16 protein-coding genes are annotated in these 18,959 nt (G+C 64.5%); 4 read left to right on the top strand and 12 right to left on the bottom strand.

Annotated elements, in window-relative coordinates; all coding sequences use genetic code 11:
• Nucleotides 1-41: 41 nt before the first annotated feature.
• The 3 genes from msbA to CV_RS22030 are packed head-to-tail and all read right to left on the bottom strand — an operon-like array spanning nt 42 to nt 3,812.
• Nucleotides 42-1,796: a lipid A export permease/ATP-binding protein MsbA gene (msbA, locus tag CV_RS04045; protein WP_011134380.1), complete on the bottom strand. Its 1,755-nt coding sequence runs from the start codon at nt 1,794-1,796 to the stop codon at nt 42-44.
• A gap of 11 nt (nt 1,797-1,807) precedes the next feature.
• A complete protein-coding gene (locus CV_RS04040) occupies nt 1,808-2,911 on the bottom strand; it encodes a glycosyltransferase family 4 protein (RefSeq protein WP_043595465.1) in 1,104 nt (367 codons plus the stop codon).
• 10 nt (nt 2,912-2,921) lie between these two features.
• The gene (locus tag CV_RS22030) at nt 2,922-3,812 is read right to left on the bottom strand and encodes a hypothetical protein (RefSeq protein ID WP_011134378.1); all 891 of its coding nucleotides are present in this window, start codon (nt 3,810-3,812) and stop codon (nt 2,922-2,924) included.
• A 243-nt stretch (nt 3,813-4,055) separates the two neighbouring features.
• Here CV_RS22030 and rfaQ point away from each other — a divergent pair, with 243 nt between their 5' ends.
• A complete protein-coding gene (gene rfaQ / locus CV_RS04030) occupies nt 4,056-5,129 on the top strand; it encodes a putative lipopolysaccharide heptosyltransferase III (RefSeq protein WP_011134377.1) in 1,074 nt (357 codons plus the stop codon).
• Nucleotides 5,130-5,132: 3 nt separating this feature from the next.
• Complete coding sequence (locus tag CV_RS04025; protein ID WP_011134376.1) at nt 5,133-6,224, top strand: glycosyltransferase; 1,092 nt, start codon at nt 5,133-5,135, stop codon at nt 6,222-6,224.
• Nucleotide 6,225: 1 nt separating this feature from the next.
• Here the strand turns inward: CV_RS04025 and CV_RS04020 are convergent, their stop codons facing one another.
• From CV_RS04020 to cysG, 8 genes are all read right to left on the bottom strand, one after another.
• Nucleotides 6,226-7,515 carry an O-antigen ligase family protein gene (locus tag CV_RS04020; protein WP_011134375.1) on the bottom strand — a complete coding sequence of 430 codons (1,290 nt, stop codon included), beginning with the start codon at nt 7,513-7,515 and terminating at the stop codon, nt 6,226-6,228.
• Nucleotides 7,505-8,476, bottom strand: coding sequence for an NAD-dependent epimerase/dehydratase family protein (locus CV_RS04015; protein ID WP_011134374.1), 972 nt, complete (start codon nt 8,474-8,476; stop codon nt 7,505-7,507). The genes CV_RS04020 and CV_RS04015 overlap by 11 nt, the downstream gene beginning before the upstream one ends.
• Before the next feature lie 66 nt (nt 8,477-8,542).
• Entirely contained in the window at nt 8,543-9,466 is a 924-nt protein-coding gene (locus tag CV_RS04010) for a glycosyltransferase family A protein (protein WP_011134373.1), read from the bottom strand.
• Between the two features lie 18 nt (nt 9,467-9,484).
• Nucleotides 9,485-10,627 carry a glycosyltransferase family 4 protein gene (locus CV_RS04005; RefSeq protein WP_011134372.1) on the bottom strand — a complete coding sequence of 381 codons (1,143 nt, stop codon included), beginning with the start codon at nt 10,625-10,627 and terminating at the stop codon, nt 9,485-9,487.
• A gap of 40 nt (nt 10,628-10,667) precedes the next feature.
• On the bottom strand, nt 10,668-12,431 hold the full coding sequence (ptsP, locus tag CV_RS04000; RefSeq protein WP_011134371.1) for a phosphoenolpyruvate--protein phosphotransferase: 1,764 nt from the start codon (nt 12,429-12,431) through the stop codon (nt 10,668-10,670).
• Between the two features lie 174 nt (nt 12,432-12,605).
• Entirely contained in the window at nt 12,606-12,875 is a 270-nt protein-coding gene (locus tag CV_RS03995; RefSeq protein ID WP_011134370.1) for an HPr family phosphocarrier protein, read from the bottom strand.
• Nucleotides 12,862-13,269 carry a PTS sugar transporter subunit IIA gene (locus CV_RS03990; protein WP_011134369.1) on the bottom strand — a complete coding sequence of 136 codons (408 nt, stop codon included), beginning with the start codon at nt 13,267-13,269 and terminating at the stop codon, nt 12,862-12,864. Before CV_RS03990 ends, CV_RS03995 begins: the two co-directional genes overlap by 14 nt.
• 99 nt (nt 13,270-13,368) lie before the next feature.
• Nucleotides 13,369-14,781: a siroheme synthase CysG gene (cysG, locus tag CV_RS03985; RefSeq protein ID WP_011134368.1), complete on the bottom strand. Its 1,413-nt coding sequence runs from the start codon at nt 14,779-14,781 to the stop codon at nt 13,369-13,371.
• A 147-nt stretch (nt 14,782-14,928) separates the two neighbouring features.
• Here cysG and CV_RS03980 point away from each other — a divergent pair, with 147 nt between their 5' ends.
• Together CV_RS03980 and CV_RS03975 are read left to right on the top strand one after the other, a co-directional pair.
• Complete coding sequence (locus CV_RS03980) at nt 14,929-16,917, top strand: sensor domain-containing diguanylate cyclase (protein ID WP_052278759.1); 1,989 nt, start codon at nt 14,929-14,931, stop codon at nt 16,915-16,917.
• A gap of 34 nt (nt 16,918-16,951) precedes the next feature.
• Nucleotides 16,952-17,755, top strand: coding sequence for a DUF3025 domain-containing protein (locus CV_RS03975; RefSeq protein WP_011134366.1), 804 nt, complete (start codon nt 16,952-16,954; stop codon nt 17,753-17,755).
• On the opposite strand, the gene CV_RS03970 is transcribed toward CV_RS03975, so the two are convergent.
• Nucleotides 17,707-18,915, bottom strand: a complete 1,209-nt coding sequence (locus CV_RS03970; RefSeq protein ID WP_043595462.1) for a YihY family inner membrane protein — start codon at nt 18,913-18,915, stop codon at nt 17,707-17,709. The genes CV_RS03975 and CV_RS03970 overlap by 49 nt on opposite strands.
• Between the last annotated feature and the right edge of the window lie 44 nt (nt 18,916-18,959).

Below are 18,959 nucleotides of genomic sequence, written 5' to 3'. Positions count from 1 at the left end.
AGGGCAGCCTTGTCGCTTTTCGCCAGCAGCCGCGGGGTGGCTCAGTCCGCCTGCGGCTCGCTGAACTGCAGGCTGTGCAGCCTGGCGTACAAGCCGCCTTGCTCCAGCAGCGCCTGGTGGCGCCCCTGTTCGGCCAGACGGCCCTGGTGCATCACCACGATGCGGTCGGCGTTCTCGATGGTGGACAGCCGGTGCGCGATGACGATGGTGGTGCGGTTCTTCATCAGGTTTTCCAGCGCCGCCTGCACCAGCCGCTCCGACTGGGTATCCAGCGCCGAGGTCGCCTCGTCCAGGATCAGCAGCGGCGCATTCTTCAGCAGCGCGCGCGCGATCGCCAGCCGCTGGCGCTGCCCGCCTGACAGCCGGGCGCCGTTCTCGCCGATCACGGTTTCCAGCCCATCAGGCAGGCCTTCGATGAACTCCATCGCATTGGCCGCTCTCGCCGCCTCGACGATTTCCTCCCGCGACGCGTCTTCCCTGCCATAGGCGATATTGGCCGCCACCGTGTCGTTGAACAGCTCCACCTGCTGGCTGACCAGCGCGATATGGCCGCGCAGTTGCCGCAGCGGGATATCGGCCAATGGCACGCCGTCCAGCAGCAGGCGCCCGGCCGAAGGCTCGTAGAAACGGGGCACCAGGCTAGCCAGCGTGGTCTTGCCGCTGCCTGACGAACCCACCAGCGCCACAGTTTCGCCCGGCTGGATTTCCAGGTCGATTCCCGACAGCGCCGGGCTATCGACATTGGGATAGGCAAAGCTGACCGCATCGAAGCTCAGCCGGCCGCGTGTGGCCGGCAAGGCGCTGGCGCCGTCGTCCGGCTCCCCCGGCTCGTCGATGAAGGCGAATACCGACTCCGCCGCCGCCAAGCCGCGCTGCATCGCTTGCGATACGCTGGAAATCCGCTTCACCGGGGCGAACAAGCCCAGCATCGCGGTCAGGAACACCATGAAGTCGCCGGCGGTCAGTCCGCCATGCTGGGCGCGCAGACCGGCGAAGTACAAAATCGCCGCCAGCGCGCACGCGATCATCAGCTGCGTGACGCCGGTATTGGCGGCGCTCGCGGCGCTCTGCTTGACCTGGTTGCGGCGCACCGACGTCGCCGTGTGGTCGAACCGCGCCATCTCGCGCTCTTGTCCGCCGTACACCTTGATCGCGCGCTGGCACTGGATGCTCTCCGCCAGCACCTGGGTCATCTGCGCCATGTGCTGCTGGTTCTGGCGCGCCAGGCCGCGCAGGCGCTGCCCGACCAGCCGCATGCAATAGGTGACCGCCGGCATCACCACCAGGCAGATCAGCGTCAGCTGCCAGTCGGTGGTCAGCATCAGCCCCAGCATGCCGAGCGCGGTCAGGCCGTCGCGCACCGTGACGGTGATCACGTTGAAACCGGCCTCGGTCACCTGGTTGACGTCGTTGGTGATGCGCGACATCAGCCGGCCGGACTGGTGCTCGTCGTAATAGCGCGCCGGCAGATTCACCAGCTTGGCGAACATCTGCTGCCTGAGCCGCTGCACCAGTTGCCCCGTCAGCCAGCTGGCGGTGTATTCGTTGATGAAGCCGGCCAAGCCGCGTATCAGGTAGATGCCGATGATGGCCAGCGGCACCCACATGATCACCTGCGGATCCTTGTTGACGAAGCCGCCGTCTATCAGCGGCTTGAGCAGCTTGGCGACCGCCGGCTCGGTCAGCGCCGCCACCGCCATCGACAGCATCGACAGCAGCAGCACTTTCCAGTAGCCCAGCAGATAGCCCAGCAGCCGCCGGTAGATGGCCCAACTATTCTTGAACGAATCTTTCATCCGAAATCCCGTCATCCGCGCGCTTGGCGCGGCAGTCCCGCCAATTGAAGAATGCTGTCCAGATTATGCTCGACTGAAAACCGCTGCCGGACATCGTGCCGTCCCGCATCGGCCATCGCGCGCATTCCGGGCAGGTCGGACAAGGCGCGGCCCAAGGCCTGCGTCCACTCTCCCACGTCGCCCGGCGCCGCGAGCAAACCGCTCACGCCATCCGATACCGTTTCCGGGATGCCTCCCGTGCGGCTGGCCACCACCGGAACGCCCAACCCCAGCGACTCGATCTGCGACATGCCCAGCGGCTCGTAAGTGGACGGCATGACCACGATGTCGGCGCGCCGGAGCAGCGGCGCGATGGGATCGACTACGCCGGCCAGCAGGACCCGGTCCCGCAGCCCCAGCCGCTCGATCTCTCCTTCGATCGCGCCTCTTTCGCCTCCCTCGCCCGCGATCACGTACCGCAATGTCGGCCATTGTTCTCGCAAGGCAGCCAATGCCTGCAGCAGGACCCGGTGCCCCTTTTCTCCGCGCAGCATCGCCGCATGCACCAGCACCGGCCCCTGCTCCCGGGCCAGCCAGGCGGAAATGTTTTCCGGCAGCGGCCGTTCGGCCGCCAGGTCCAGCCGGGCGAAATCGATGCCGGGATACACAACATGCAGGCGCTCGGGCCGGATCGCGGGATTCCGCAGCAAGGCCTGCCGCAGGCACTCGCTCGGCAACATCGTCGCGTCCACCAGCCGATTGTAGGTCCAGGCTGAAGGATAGCCGGCCTGGTAGGTTCGGGAGCGAAGCAGGAAAGGCCGCTTTGGCAACAACCTGGCCGCCAAGGCCAGGTTGTTGCAATCGTGGCCGCTATGGCAAATGGCGAGGGCCGGCCGGTGAGCGGCCATCCAGCGCCACAAGCCCAGCATCGTCGAAGGGTGCGCGCTGTTGCGAAAGCGGAACGGCAGGATGGCCAGTCCCTTGTCTTCCGCCACCTCGGCCACCCGCGTACCCGGCCGGCACGCCAAGACGGGACGATAGCCCGCGCCCTCCAGCAGCTTCATCTGCTGCATCAACTGCAGTTCCTGTCCGCCCACGTTCGGAGAGGACTCGGTGAAAAGTATGAAATCCGACATGCGAAGTCCGTTAAGCCTCCGGCGGACACAACTCGGCCCACGGCAGGCCTTCGGCCAGGGCCGCGGCAAGGTGCTGGCACAGCTCGAACTGCGACTCGAAACCGTTGTTATAGCTGATGCTGCCGATGTGATACCAGCAGTCGTCGATCACCTGGATGGTGAAGGGGTGTCTGCTGACCGGGTCAATGATCTCGCGCATGCGATGCTTGGCCATTCTCAGACGATCAGAATCGAGCTCGCGATACAGGGAGCGCCAGTTGCGGCCGCCGGTGTCGAGCCCGTTGGAAAAGTCATAGAGGAAATTGAGCCGGCGGCGCCTCACGTGGTCGAAAAGGAACGCGCAATACCCGGCCCACAGGTGCCAGCCCCACTCGCCGTGGTTAGGGAGACCGTACACGGGCTGGTCGTCCAGGTCGACCAGCAGCCTGCTGGACGCCACCGGAATCATGTCGTGGTCGATGAAGGCGAAGCTGCGGGGCGCGGCCGGAAGCACGACATTGCGGTAAATCCAGCTCATCGCGAAACCGTGCGAGCGATTGACATGGCGGGTCGGGTTGGCCGGCAAAGCCAGATAGGGCACCTGGTTCTCGCGGCAGACCTGCTCGATCTGCCGTCTCATTTCCGGACGCCTGGAATTGTCGAACACCGCCATCCGGGTATCCGGAATATTGACGCGGGCCCGCTCCAGCTGCCAATTCAGCGCCCAGGGCTGCTCGAATGCGACAACCAGGCCCAGATTCGCGGCCGGGTCGCGCAGGTCCTCGACAAAGCGTTCCTGCCCCGCGGCGCGCTTGGCCAGATACATGGATTGCCACACATCATTCCGCCACTGCTTGAGCGCATCATGGCACGGCGACAGCCTCAGCCAGTCGGCCAAGCCAAAATCGGACAGATCACGCATTACGCACACACACTCCAGATATTATTCTTCATACATCCACCCCGCTTCCGGCGCGCCTCGGCCAAATGCTTGGGGAGGCGCAATCATCGCAGCAATAATCATGGGCAGCAAGCTTCCTCAAGAAGGCTCCCATGTCGTATATAATCGCCTGATCGTGATGCCGCCGTGGCGTCTACTAAATCGCATCAGCGCGCCCGCCGAGCCTTCCCAGGCGTCGCCCGGGACAAACATCCGCACCCTCTTATGCCCCAGACCGAAGCACCCGACCGCATCCTTCTGATCAAGCTGCGCCATCATGGCGACATTCTGCTCACCACCCCGGTGGCCCGGACGCTGAAATCGCGCTTCCCGCAGTGCGAGATCGACATGCTGGTCTACCGGGAGACCGTCCCGCTGCTGCAACACAACCCCGACATCGCCCGCGTATGGACGCTTGACCGCTCATTGCGCGGCTGGCGCAAGCTGGTCTCGCAGCTGCGCCTGCTGCTGGCACTGCGCCGGCGGCGCTACCAGACGGTGATCCACCTGAGCGACCAGATGCAGGGGGCGTTTTTCGCCAAGCTGCTGGCCCGCCGGCACGCGATCGGCTTCGACTACCCGAAACGCCGCAAGAGCCCGTGGCACCGTTTCTTCACGGCCCTAGCCCCGCTGGCGCCGAGCGACACCCTGCACACTGTCAGCCAGAACCTGCTGGCGCTATCGCCGCTAGGCATCACGCCGACTGCCGACGAGCAGCGCTGCGTGCTGCCGATCCAGGCATCCGACCGGGAAGCGGTGGCGGCGCTGCTCCGCGAAGCCGGCGTCAGCGGTCCCTACATCGTCATCCACCCATCCTCCCGCTGGTTCTTCAAATGCTGGGAGGACGATAGATTCGCCGGGCTGGCGGAAGCGCTGGCATCCGACGGCTGGTCCATCGTTCTCACCGCCGCGCCCGACCCGGCCGAGATGGACATGGTCGCCGCCATACAGGGGAAAATCCGCTCCGACCGCGTCGTCTCCGTCGCCGGCCGGCTGACCCTGAACCAGCTGGCGGCCATCATAGACGGCGCCAGGATGTTCATCGGCGTGGACTCCGTCCCCATGCACATGGCCGCGGCACTCGGCAAGGACACCGTCGCCCTCTTCGGCCCCAGCAAGATCCACGAGTGGCATCCCTGGATGACCCGCCACCGGCTGCTGAACGCCGCCGACTATGGCGAACTGATCGATCCGGATCAGGTGGACACCTCGACCCGCCAGCGCTACCTGAAAAACATCCCGCTGGAGGCGGCGCTGCGCGCCAGCCGCGAACTGCTGTCCTCCCCAGCTCAGGAATAAAGCATGCGCCACACCATTCTGTTCATCATCGACGGCCTGCCCGGGGGCGGCGCCGAGCGCGTGGTCATCACGCTGGCCGGCGAGATGGCCGCCCGCGGCCATCAGGTCACGATCGCCTCGCTGCAGGCCAGCCTCGACTACGCGATACCCGCCGGCGTCGACTACCTGCTGGTGGAAGACCGCTACCGCGGGCCGCTCCGCCGCCAGACCGAAATCCGCCGCCGGGCCCGCCAGCTCGACGGCGCGCTGCGCCGGCACTTCGCAGGACGCCGCATCGACCTGGCCGTTTCCAACCTGCCCAAAACCGACAGGATCGTGGCGGCCTGCCCCTACCTGGAACAAGCCTGGCTGTGCCTGCATTGCGCGATCCAGGCCGGGCAACTGGCGGAGCGAAGCGGCATCCGGCGCTGGCTGAAAAAACGCCAGCTCGTCCGCACCTACTCAGGCCGCAAACTGATCACGGTCTGCCAGGCGCTGCAGCGGGACGTGCTGGACTGCGGCATACGACCGGCGCGGATGGAGGCCATCTACAATCCGTTCGACCTGGACTGGATACGCCGGCGCGCGGCCCAGCCCTGCCCGATGGACGGGGAGGATTTCATCCTCCATGTCGGGCGCTTCAACCACCAGAAACGACACGACCGGCTGCTGGAAGCATTCAAGCTGAGCGGCTATCCCGGCAAGCTGGCGCTGCTCGGCCAGGGCGGCCAGGCCGAACTGTCCGCAATCCAGGTCCAGGCAGAGCGGCTGGGCGTCGCGGATCGGCTGGTCGTCGCGGGCTTCACGGACAATCCATACGCCTACATGCGCGCCGCGCGCGCGCTGGTGCTCAGCTCCGACTACGAAGGGTTCGGCAACGTGCTGGTCGAGGCGCTGGCCTGCGGCACCCCGGTGGCCAGCACCAATTGCCCCGAAGGCCCGGCGGAAATCCTGACCGGCCCGCTGTCGATCGGTCTGAGCGAGCTGAATGGCCAAGCGCTGGCCGATGCGATCAAACGCGTGCTGGCCTCGCGCCCGCTTGCCGGGCCGGAGCAACTGGCCGCATTCGCTCAGGACGCCGTCGTCGAACGTTATCTGGCGCTGGTCAATCAGTAAGCTAAAGCCTCCTCTCATCCCTGGCGTCGAATATCGGCGCCAGGTATAAGCCAAGAGCTGCAAACATCGCGCCAAACATTGCAATCTGCGGACTCAGCAACAGCACGTCACTCAGACCGAATACCAGCCAGAATCCAATATAAAACAGCGCGAATCGCCTGAAAAAACCGCCCCTCTTCCAACCGTAGACGCCGAAGCCCAGCAGGAAAATCAACCAAGACAAAGCGCCCGGCAAGCCTTGCAGCGACAAAATCTCCAGCCATTCATTATGCAGATGGACATCCCGCATGATCAGGGCGGCTTTATTGAGCGCGCCATCTTTCACCAGCTGATGAAACAAGACATCTCGCGCCTGGATGCTTTGGCCCCATGGTTGTTCCCTTACCGCATGCACCCCGGCATCCCAAAGAGAAAAGCGAATGCCCAAAGACGTATCGGCATTGCCCTGGCTATAGGCGATCAGATCCGCTTGCGCCTGCTTGACTCTACTGCCCACCGCCGCCCAGCTGAGCCAGAGCGTCGCCACTGACAGCAACGCAGCGATCGCATAGGTGCGCCAGCTCTGATGCAAACCAAAGCGCCACAGGAGTGCGCAACCCAGCACAAACAGATAAACCAGAAGCGCCGCGCGGGTGCCTGTTGCCACGATGGACATGAACTGCAATGCAATCAGCAAGCAGAGGCCGAGCCATTGCCACTTTTTAAGGCGAAAGGGATGGAACAACAGCAAGGCGAAAAAATGAATCGCACTGAGGAGATAAGCAGCGCCGGTAGCATACAAACTCCCCAAACCGACCCTGACACCATGTGCATCATACCAAGCTTTCAAAGTAATCATGGACAGCAGCGCCGACGCCGATACCAAGGCGAGCGTCGCACCTGCGGGAGACAAACGCTCCCGGAATGGACTCCACAGAGGAAATAGAAGCAAGGGCAAAGCGCTGAGCCAGATCTTATTTGAGAGCTGGTAGGCGAAGGCCACGGGGAAAAGGCCCGCATCAGTAGGCGCGGGGAAATACCAGAGCCAAGCGGCGCGAAAACCAATGAAAATCAGCAGCGCAAACGATAACAACAGGTTCAGCGCCTTCGGCTTGGCCTCAAGGCGTTGAAACATGGCCAACGGCAAAAACAGCAGGGACAACGAGCACAGGATGTAAAACAGCGTACGCCCGGATGCCGGAAGCGTCAGGATTAGACAACACCCCAAAAGCAAGGCCAATGGAGCGGCCTGAACCACGCGCCCCAGCATTGGCATCCTCTGCGCCAGCCCCGCTGCGCCATCAAACCGCATGATAATTCCTGAACCATTCGACAAAACGGGCCATACCAACCTCAAGCGAAGTGGATGGCGTGAAACCCACCGCATCTCTCAAACGAGATGTTTCGGCGTAAGTGATCGGCACATCACCATCCTGCATGGGCAGGTACTCCTTGATTGCCTCTCTGCCGCAATATTTCTCGGTCAGTTGGATGAAGGTCATCAGCTCCACCGGCTGGTGATTGCCGATATTGAAAATCGTATGCGGCAACTCGCCGGACGGAACGTGCTCCATCACCCGCACCACCCCCTCAACGATATCGTCGATATAGGTGAAGTCACGCTGCATCTTTCCGTGATTGAACACCTTGATCGGCCGACCGTTCAGAATGGCATCGGTAAACAGCCAAGGAGCCATGTCCGGCCGCCCCCATGGGCCATAGACCGTAAAGAAACGCAAGCTGGTCGTAGGCAGTCGATACAAATGAGAATAGCTGGCGGCCATCAACTCGTTCGCGCGTTTGGTGGCAGCATAAAAGCTGACCGGATGATCGGCTCGCTGATCCTCCGAAAACGGCACAGCCGAACCGCTTCCGTAAACACTGGATGATCCGGCAAAAACCAAGTGCTTGACTGGATGGCGACGGCAGGCCTCCAGTACATTGGTAAAGCCCAACAAATTGCTTTCCGCATAAGCATGGGGATTCTGCAGCGAATAACGCACCCCGGCCTGGGCTGCCAGATGAATGACATAATCGAATTTTTCAGCCGAGAACAAGCGTTCCATCGCAGGCCAGTCCGCGATGTCCTGCCGATGAAAACTGAAATTGGACCGTCCCTGCAGAGTCGCCAGCCTGGCATGCTTGAGCTCGACCGCGTAGTAGTCATTCAGATTATCGATTCCGACAACCTGAACATCTCGCCGCTCCAGCAGCTTCTCGCATACTGCCCGACCAATAAAACCGGCGGCGCCGGTCACCAGAATCTTTGTCATTGAATACCTTGTGTCCACTCTGCAGAACCATCACTTATTACATTCACACCAGTCAGAATCCGACTGTTACAATCGCAGCCGCACTCGCAGGAAGCGTATTTTCCATTTGCAGGAAACTTGTGTAGCCACAAGATATTTCCATACCGAAATGGACTGAATTTTCTCAGCAACCGCAGGCTGTGTATCCAGGAACTGTCGTCCTGTAGACGTTTTGAGCAGATCTTTGGCAAAGCCGATCCACAAATGCGCGGTCTGCCAGACAGCGATGCGCCCTGCAAACGCAGCCTCTATGCTCTGCAATGCCCTGATGTACTCCTTGCCATAGCGCCATGTCTGACCGCGATCGGACAGACTGCCCGGCCGCTTGTAATAGGCATAGACAGGCACCTCGCCCCATACGATAGACTTCGCTTCAACGATCCAGTGGGGCGTTGTCATCATGTCCTCGTAACACTCCATGGCGGCAAGATCGTGCTGCAGCAGAATCTGACGCGTCACGCACTTTCCGGCGAAGTGCCCTTGCAAACGCTGATGCTCGCAAAACAAATCGCAGGCTTGCTGAGTCGACAACGGCACTACATCTTGAAACAATCCTGCAACTTCCGTCCCATCCAACGGCTGACCGGTTTCCTGCAGCGGCGTCATCAGCAAGTCCGGCGCGCGCTGACGCAGCACATTCACCATCCAGGCCAGACCGCCAGATAAAAAGGCGTCGTCGCTGTCAAGAAAGGTCACATATTGTCCACCCGCCAGGCCGATCCCGGCCTGGCGCGCCAAACCTACATTTGCGAAATCAACCGAAATCGCCTTCAACCAGGAATGGGTCCGCGCAAACTCCACAAGTATCTTGGCCGTCTCATCGGTAGAGGCATCATCAATCGCGACCACCTCCACCTGCTCCAATCCGGCGATTTGCTGTGCCAGCAACGCCAGTGTCCGCTCCAGATAAGCTGCAGCGTTATGCGCCGGCATGATGATACTTAGCAACATCAACTCATGAACCTTTCTTCAAGCAACAGCGCTAACCGACAACAAATCCCGGTAACAGTTCAACATCCGCTCCGCCATCGCCCCCAAGCTCAACCCTTCCACGCTGCGCCGAGCCGCCTCCGCCAGAACCGGCCAGTTCCGGCTAACGGATAACCACTCAGCCACGCTTCGGGCCAGCGCCTCCTCGTCGAACGCATCGCATACCCAACCGTTTTCTCCCTGTCTGACGAACTCCGCCGCGCCACACTGACGCGTTGTCAGAACCGGCAAGCCGCTGGCAAGCGCCTCGACGCAAACGTTGGGGAAAGGGTCATACAATGTAGGCAGAATGAAAGCATCCGCCATGCCATAAAAAGGCCTGACCTCTCCTTGCGCGCCGGCAAAAACCACCCGGGCATCCACGCCCAATTCGTCAGCCAATCGGCGGTAGCGAGCCAGCCGCTTGTCACCCCCCACCACCATCAGCCACGCTCCTGGATTCGCCTGCAATGCCTTCAAGGCGCGCGCCACGCCTTTGCGCTCGAAGCCGGAACCGACATACAGCAGCAGCGGCGCATCGCCAGGCACGCCCCACTGGCTGCGCATCGCCTGCCTATGCTCGGAACGAAGGCCTGGATGGAAGGACTGCAAGTCCACCCCGTTGTAGATGACGACGATCTGCTGATCGGACAGGCCGAAATATTGCTGTATCTCGCGTTTTACCATCTGAGAGTTGCAGATCACCCGCTTCAACCGGGGGTGATGGAACATCTCGGACTCAGCCCGCTGGATATAATGATGGTAGGGGTTGCACCACAATACAAACCGGCCCCATGCCGACATGCCCTGCCGCCTCAGTTGCAGCCAACGACGATGAACGCCATCTCCTGCCCGATAAACATCACACCCCGGTATGCGTTCATGCGACTGGACAAGATCGAACCCTTCCCGCAGCCATATCCGCCGGGCTTTCCGGGCAAAGCTCCAATCCCGCCAGACATTGCCCAGATAAGGGCCATCAACCTGATAAGCCTTGACGCCCTCCACAGGCTCCCAGCGGCGCGCGATCAACGACACCTCCAGTTCGCCCTTATCGCGCAAAGCAGCCAGCGCGCGGCTGACAAAGCGCTCGGCACCGCCAGCGGGGTTGTATTTCTGACGGACAATGGCCAAGCGTGTCATGCGGGGAGACCTCTCGAAATCCGGAAACTAAAAAGCCGGGTTAGGTGCCCGGCTCTGCATTCAGCATTTGCAACAGATCGGCTATTTTATCAGGGTCTTCCGATCTGAGCATGCGCGTCGCGATGGGCGCGATCTCGTCGAGATGGCTGGTCAGCACCCGCTGCTTGACCGACAGCAGGTTGGCCGGGTGCATGGAGAACTTGCGCAGGCCCATGCCCAGCAGCAGCCGGGTCAGCCGCGCGTCGCCTGCCATCTCGCCGCACACCGACACCGGCAGGTTGGCCTTGGTCCCGGTCTTGATGGTGTGCAGGATCAGCTTCAGCACCGCCGGGTGGATGGGGTCGTACAAGTGGCTGACGGTATCGTCGTTGCGGTCGATCGCCAGCGTGTACTGGATCAGGTCGTTGGTGCCGATCGACAGGAAGTCCACGTGCTTGGCCAGGCTGCCGGCCACCAGCGCCGCCGACGGGATTTCTATCATCGCGCCCACTTCGACGTCGTCGGCGTAGCCTATGCCCTCGTCTCGCAGCTCTTCCTTCGCGTACTCGAACTGCGCGATCGCCTGCCTCAGCTCGGGCAGCGAATTCAGCATCGGGAACAGCACCCGTATCCGGCCGTGCACCGAGGCGCGCAGCAGCGCGCGCAGCTGGGCGCGCAGCAGCGCGCGCAGCTGGGCGCGGAACATCAGCGGCTCGGCCAGGCACAGCCGGATGCCGGTCAGGCCCAGCGCCGGATTCTCCGCCTGGCAGTGGTTCAGCCATTTCGGGCTCTTGTCGGCGCCCAGGTCCATGGTGCGGATGGTGACCGGCATGCCCTTCATCGCCGTCGCCACGTGGCGATAGGCCTCGTACTGCTCGTCCTCGGTGGGCAGCGTGTCGCGGCCGAGGAACAGGAACTCGCTGCGGAACAGGCCGATGCCCACCACGCCGGATTCGCGCACCTCCTCCACGTCCTGCGGCCGCTCGATATTGGCCAGGAGCTCGATCACCGTGCCGTCGCGCGTCACCGCGTTGGACTTGCGGATCGACGACAGCTTGCGCCGCGCGCCGCGCCAGGCGCGCAGCCGGCGGCGGTACTCGGCCAGCACCAGCGCGTCCGGATTGATGATCACCACGCCCTGCTCGCCGTCGACGATGATCATCTCGTCCTCGCGGATCAGCTCGCGCGCGTGGTGCAGCGCGATCACCGACGGCAAGTCCAGGCTGCGGCCCAGAATGGCGGTATGCGAGGTGGCGCCGCCGACGTCGGTGACGAAGGCGGCGAAATTGGAATCCTTGAAATAGACCATGTCGGCCGGCGACAGGTCGTGGGCAACCAGGATGTGGTCCTCGACCAGGTCCTCCGGCGCCGGCAGCTGCGGCGAATCGCCGTCGAGATTGGTGAAGATGCGCTCGATCACCTGCAGCACGTCGTTCTTGCGCTCGCGCAGGTAGTCCTCCTCGATCGCGTCGAACTGCTCGACCAGGTGGTCGCACTGCAGCTTCAGCGCCCACTCGGCGTTGCAGCGCTGCTTCTCGATGATTTCGCGCGGCTCGCGCGAAATGGTGACGTCGCCCAGCAGCATGATGTGCAGCGACAGGAAGGCGCCCAGCTCCGCCGGCGCGTTCTCCGGGATGCTGCCCCACAGCATCTCCAGCTCCTTGCGCGTGGCCTTCACCGCCTCGTCGAAACGCGTCTTCTCCGCGGGAATCTCGTCGTCTTCCAGCAGGTAGTGCGCAACATCGTCCATGCTGCGCGAAATCAGGTGGGCTCGGCCGATGGCGATGCCGCCGCCAATGGCTACCCCATGCAGGATGATGCTCATTTCCCCCTCCCTGGCAGGCGGGTGTTATTGTGCTGTGCCTGCCGCTGTCTCCGCCCCGAGGGCCGCCTGACCGCCGCTTGCTGTCCACGTCCCGGACAGCCGCGCATTCGGGTCGGCAGCCTCAAGCGGGCTCCCTGAAAGCCGGGGAAATCCGGCCTTCCATCCCGCCGCGCCTTACTCCGCTTCGTCGAAGCGGTTGTTGATCAGCGCGGTCAGCGCCTCCAGTGCCTGCTGTTCGTCGTCGCCGCTGATCTCCAGTTCGACCTTGGCGCCCTTGGCCGCCGCCAGCATCATCACGCCCATGATGCTCTTGCCGTTGACGCGGCGGTTGTTGCGGGAAATGAAAATATCGCTTTTGTAACGGCTGGCCAGCTGGGTGAACTTGCTCGAAGCGCGCGCGTGCAGGCCCAGCTTGTTGATGATTTCGACTTCAGATCGCAGCATTTCCTTCCCCCGGGATTATATAAAGCACGCCTTCCAGACCGCCGGTGATCGCCTTGCTGACGACGATCTCCAGCGGCTGGCTGCTGTAGCACAGCGCGCGCACCAGCATCGGCAGACTGGCCCCGGCCACCGCTTCGACGCGGCCCGGCCGTATCAGCCGGCTGGCGATGTTGGACGGGGTGCCGCCGTACATGTCGGTCAACACCACCACGCCATCGCCGCCGTCCAGCCTGTCCACCAGGCCCTGCGCCTCGGCCAGCTTGCGCTCCGGGTCTTCGGTCTTGTCCACCGCCATCACAGCCAGATTGTCCGGCTCTCGGCCCAGGATGTGCTTGGCGCAATCGGCCAGGCTACGCCCCAGGTCCCCATGTGCAATTATCAGAACACCTACCATGCCCGAGTCTTCGAATTGGTGGGCCGGAATGAATCCAGCCGCTTGATTTGAACCGCGCGGCGTCCGCCAGACCGGCCGGCGCGCCGCGCATCCGCGAAATCAATCTTCCTGAATTGTAACAGCTGAATTCTCGCTGCGGCGGTACCAGGACAGCTTGTCCGCCAATTCCACCACTTCCCCGACGATGATCAGCGCCGGCGACGCGATGCCGTGCGAGGCCATCAGACCGGGCAGCGCGGCCAAAGTGCCGCATACCGTGCGCTGTCGCTCGGTGGTGGCCCACTCCACCGCCGCCGCCGGCGTGGACGCCGCGCGGCCATTGTCGACGAAGGCCTGGCACAGCTCGGCCGCGGTGGACACGCCCATATAGACCACCACCGTCTGCTGCGGACGGGTCAGCGCCTGCCAGTCGAGATCAATGCTGCCGTCCTGCTTGTGGCCGGTGACGAAGGTCACCGACTGCGCGTAGTCGCGGTGGGTCAGCGGGATGCCGGCGTAGGCGGCCGCGCCGCTGGCGGAAGTGATGCCAGGCACCACCTCGAAGGCGATGCCGTGCTCGGCCAGCGTGGCGATCTCCTCGCCGCCGCGGCCGAAGGTGAACGGATCCCCGCCCTTGAGCCTGAGCACCCGCTTGCCTTGCCGCGCCAGATCCACCAGCAGTTGGTTGATGTCGTCCTGCGGCAGCGCGTGGTTGGCCCGCGCCTTGCCGACGTAGACGCGCTCGGCGTCGCGCCGCACCAGCTCCAGCAACTCCGGCGCCACCAGCTTGTCGTACAGCACCACGTCGGCCTGCTGCATCAGCCGCAACGCGCGGAAGGTCAGCAAGTCCGGGTTGCCGGGGCCGGCGCCCACCAGGTAGACCGCGCCGGCGCGGTCGGCGCCGCCGGCGGCGATCCGCTTCTCCATCTCGGCGCGCGCCGCGGCCTCGTCTCCGTTCATCACCGCGTCGGCCAGCGGCCCTTCCAGCACGGTTTCCCAGAAACGGCGGCGGGCATCGACATCGGGGAAGCGCGCCTTCACCGCGTCGCGGAAAGAGGAACCGAAGCGCGCCAGCCGGCCGTAGCCCGCCGGGATCAGGCTTTCCAGCCGCGCGCGGATCGAGCGCGCCAGCACCGGCACGCTGCCGCCGCTGGCCACCGCCACCATCAGCGGCGAACGGTCTATGATGGCCGGGCTGATGTAGCGCGACGCCTCGGCGTCGTCCACCACGTTCACCAGGATGCCGCGCGCTTCGGCGTCGGCCGCCACCGCGCGGTTCACCTCGGCGTCGTCGGTGGCCGCCACCGCCAGCCGCATGCCGTCCAGCAGCGCGGGCGCGTAGCGTCCGGGCAGGTGCTCCAGCTCGCCGCGCTCGGCCAAGTCAGCCAATTCCGGCGCCAGCTCGGGTGCAACCACCTGCAGCGACGCGCCGGCCGCCAGCAGCAGCCGCGCCTTGCGCAAGGCCACCTCGCCGCCGCCCACCAGCAGGCAGCGCTGATGCCGCAGCTTGAGAAATATCGGAAAAAACTCCATGCCACACTCCATGCCAGGGGCCTGTCGCCGCCTTGTCCGCGCGCTGGGCGCGGGTTCGTCATTGCGTCCAAGCATACTGTATTTGTTGCATAAATACGACGCAAAACCTCGGCAATGAGGACTCATCCGGCGGCGGTCGGGCCGCAGATGTCAAAATTCCCGATTCGATTCACCGCCGTCGCCGTGGAGCGCAGTTTGATTCCCCGTCCCCTTGTCCGCCAGTCGGCCGTTTCCGCGCTGTTCTGCCTGCCGCTGCTGCTGTCCGTCCCGCTATACGCGCTGGCGGCGGACCAGCACGCGTTGCTGCTGGGCCAGGCCGGCTGGCTGGCCGCGCTCGGCTGCGGCACGCTGTGGCTGTACGGCCGCGGCCAGCGGCGCAAGGCGCGCGCCACCTTGCAGGATGCCTGCCTGGGCTTGCTGGAATTCGATCTGGCCCAGCAATACGTGCGCGGCAGCGTCCACACCCTGCAACGGCTGCTGGGCCTGCCCGCCCACACCCGCGGCATGAACTGCGCCCGCTGGCTGATGCTGCTGCACCCGGAAGACCGCCAACTGTTCTCCAACCTGCTGCTGCATCCGCCGGGCACGCCGGAAACCGGCTACGAAATGCGCATCCGCCACCACAGCGGCCACTGGGAATGGCTGGAGATGAACCTGCAGCCCACCTGGCGCAACGGCAAGGTGCAGCAGTTGACCGCGATCTGCCGCGTGATCACCGCGCGCAAGCACGACGAGGCGGCGATGCTGCAGCGCGAACAGCAGTTCCGCACCCTGGTGGAGAATGCCGAGGACATCATCGCGCGCTACGATCTGGAGCTGCGCTGCCTGTTCATCAACCGCAGCGTCTGCCGCTTCTCCGATCTGCCGCTGGAGGAGCACCTGGGCAAGACGCCGCGCCAGAAGGGCTGGTCGGACGAGGCCAGCGCGCGCTTCGAACAGGAATGCCAGCTGTTGATCAACAACTGGGAGGCGCGCCGCTTCGAGTTGGAGCTGCAGCACGGCCAGCAGCGCCACATCTTCGAAATCCGCCTGTTCCCGGAGTTCGACAAGGCCGGCATGCTCAAATCCATCCTGTCGGTGGACCGCGACGTCACCGCCACCCGCCAGGGCGAGCGGCTGCTGGCCGAGGAAAACGAGGTGCTGGAAATGATCGCCGGCAACCATCCGTTGCCGCAAACGCTGGAACAGATCTGCCAGATGATGGAGTCGCAGCAGCCGGGCTCGATGTGCAGCGTGCTGCTGCTGGAGGAGGATGGCCAGTCGCTGCGCTTCGCCGCCGGCCTCAGCCTGCCGCCGGCCTACCGCAAGCTGTCCGAACGCGTGGCGGTCGGCCCCAGCGTCGGCTCCTGCGGCACCGCCGCGCACTGGAAGCGCACCATCGTCGTCGACGACATCCAGACCAGCCCGCTGTGGGCGCACGCGCTGCACAAGGTGCAGCCCTTCGGCCTGCGCGCCTGCTGGTCGATGCCGATCTTCTCCAGCGACCGCCAGCTGCTTGGCACGCTGGCCACCTATTACCGCGAGCCGCGCAGCCCGTCCCAGGAAGAGCTGGCGCTGGCCCAGCGCATCACCCGCATCATCGCCATCGCGCTGCAGCGGGACGGCCACGAAAAGCAACTGTACCGGCTGGCCACCCAGGACGGACTGACCGAGCTGAACAACCGCCGCCAGTTCATCGAGCTGGCCGACCGGGAGATCGAGCGCAGCCGCCGCCACGGCAGCCGGATGAGCGTGCTGATGATGGACCTGGACCATTTCAAGGACATCAACGACCACTACGGCCACGCCGTCGGCGACGAAGTGATACGCCACTTCTCCCAGGTCTGCCGCGAAGTGCTGCGCGCCAGCGATCTGTGCGGCCGCCTGGGCGGCGAGGAGTTCGCCGCCGTGCTGCCGGACACCGGCCTGGACGACGCGCGCCAGGTGGCCGAACGCCTGCGCAGCCTGGCCTCCTCCGCCAGACTGTCCGCCGTGTCGGGATCCTTGGGCTACACCGTCAGCATCGGCGTCGCCGAGCGCCATGCCGACGAAACCGACATCGACGAAGTGCTGGGCCGCGCCGACAAGCAGCTGTACCAGGCCAAGCGCGACGGCCGCAACCGCGTCAGCGGCGCGGCGCCCGCCCATTGCGGCTAGAATGCCGGCTTCGACCGCATCCCTCTGCTTTCCCGTGAACCGCTGGCACACCGACTACCTGTCCCATCCGCTGTACCGCCCGACGCGGCGCTTCCTGCCCGCGCTCGCCGGCTGGCCCGACCAAGCCGGCTACGACGCGCTGCTGGCGCGCGCCCGCGCCGCCGGCTCGCCGTTGCCGGCTGGCCTGCGCTTCGTCTGCGGACTGGAGCCCGACGGCTATTACGAGACGCACATCGGCGCGACCGGCGAGGTCCCCACCCGCGCGGAAAACTGGCATGACTGGTTCAACGCGCTGGCCTGGCTGGCCTGGCCGCGAAGCAAGGCGGCGCTGAACCGGCGCCACGTGCGCGCGATCGGCCGCGGCGAAGTGAAACGCGGCCCGCTGCGCGACGCCGCCACCTTGCTGGACGAGTGCGGCGTCGTCGTGGCGACCGCCGACCCGCAGCTGGGCCAGTTGCTGGACGATATGCGCTGGCAAGCGCTGTTCATCGAACGCCGGCAGGACTGGGGCCGCCGCATCGCCGCCTTCACGCTGGGCCACGCGCTGATGGAAACCGGGCTAGCGCCGCATATCGGCTGGTGCGGCAAGGCGCTGATCGTGGAGGTGGACGAGGATTTCTTCGGACAGGACGAGGACGAGCAGACCGCCCGGCTGGACGCGCAACTGGCGGCGCGGCTGGACGACGATGGTTTCCTCGCCAGCCCGCGCGCGCTGTGCCCGCTGCCGCTCTTGGGCATTCCGGGCTGGTGGCCGGACAACGAAGACCCGGCCTTCTACGACAATGCCGATTATTTCCGGCCGACGCGCCGCGCCAAATCGGCCACCGTCACCGCCTGAAGCTGCTCGGTCAGCGGCCCCAGCAGCTCGGCCAGGGTCGCATCCAGCGCATCCCCCGCGCTGGCGTCGCGGCGATAGACGAAGATCTGGAATAGGTCGGACAGATTGATGGCCGCCGCGCGCCGCATCAGCACCCAGGCGTCGCCGTGGCCCTTCTGCACATAGCCGCGCTGCGCCAGCCGGTCCAGCACCAGGCCCAGCTCGTCGTAACCCACCTTCACCTGCTGCCGCAGCTGGCGCGGCGTCAGCGCCTCGCCGCGCGCGTGGGCGGCGTCCAGCAGCAGCAATACTTCCAGCGCGTCCTGGAAGCGGCGGTGCGGCTCGTTGCGGCGGCGCCAGGCGTCGCCCTCCCAATAGGACAGCGCCGAGGTGAACACCGCGCCGGCCAGCACCACCAGCCACAGGCAATACACCCACAGCAGGAAGATCGGAATGCTGGCGAAGGCGCCGTACACCAGCTGGTAGCTGGCCACCTGGCCGATGTAGAAGCCGAAGCCCATCTTGGTGAGCTCCAGCAGCACCGAGGTGACCAGCGCGCCCCACACCGCGTGGCGGAAGGGCACGAAGCGGTTGGGCACGATGCGGTACAGCAGCGCCAGCACCAGCGCGGTCAGCACGATGGTGCCGCCGGCCTCCAGCACGCTTGCCAGCAGCGGCAGGTTCTTCTCCAGCCGGGTAGCCTTGAACAGCCAGCGCCAGGACAGCAGGCTGCCGCCCAGCACCAGCGGCCCCAGCGTCAGCACCGTCCAGTACACCATGCTCTGCTGCAGCCACGGCCGGCCGCGCCTGACGCCCCAGATCGCGTTGAAGGTGCGCTCTATGGTGGACATCAGCATCAGCGCGGTGACGCCCAGCATCACGATGCCGGCGGCGGTGAGCTTCTCCGCGTTGTCGGCGAACTGGCGCATGTAAACGGTGATCACCTTGCCGGCGAACTCCGGCACCAGCGTCGACAGCAGCATGATCTTGAAGCGGGTGCTGTAGTCGGAAAACACCGGAAACGCCGAAATCACCGACAGCGCGATGGTGAACAGCGGCACCAGCGCCAGCAGCGTGGTGAAGGTCAGGCTGCCCGAAATCTGCAGCACGCGCAGGCAGCTCATGCGCCGCGCGATGAAGCGGGCGAAGCCGAAATAGGGTTCTAGGCGTTGGACTTGCATGGCGGCAAAGGTAATGCCAAAGCCGCCGCGAAGCAAGGGAGGCA

Origin of the sequence: Chromobacterium violaceum ATCC 12472, from assembly GCF_000007705.1 — a bacterium.
Taxonomy (GTDB): domain Bacteria; phylum Pseudomonadota; class Gammaproteobacteria; order Burkholderiales; family Chromobacteriaceae; genus Chromobacterium; species Chromobacterium violaceum.
This window is presented reverse-complemented; position numbering and strand designations above follow the sequence as displayed.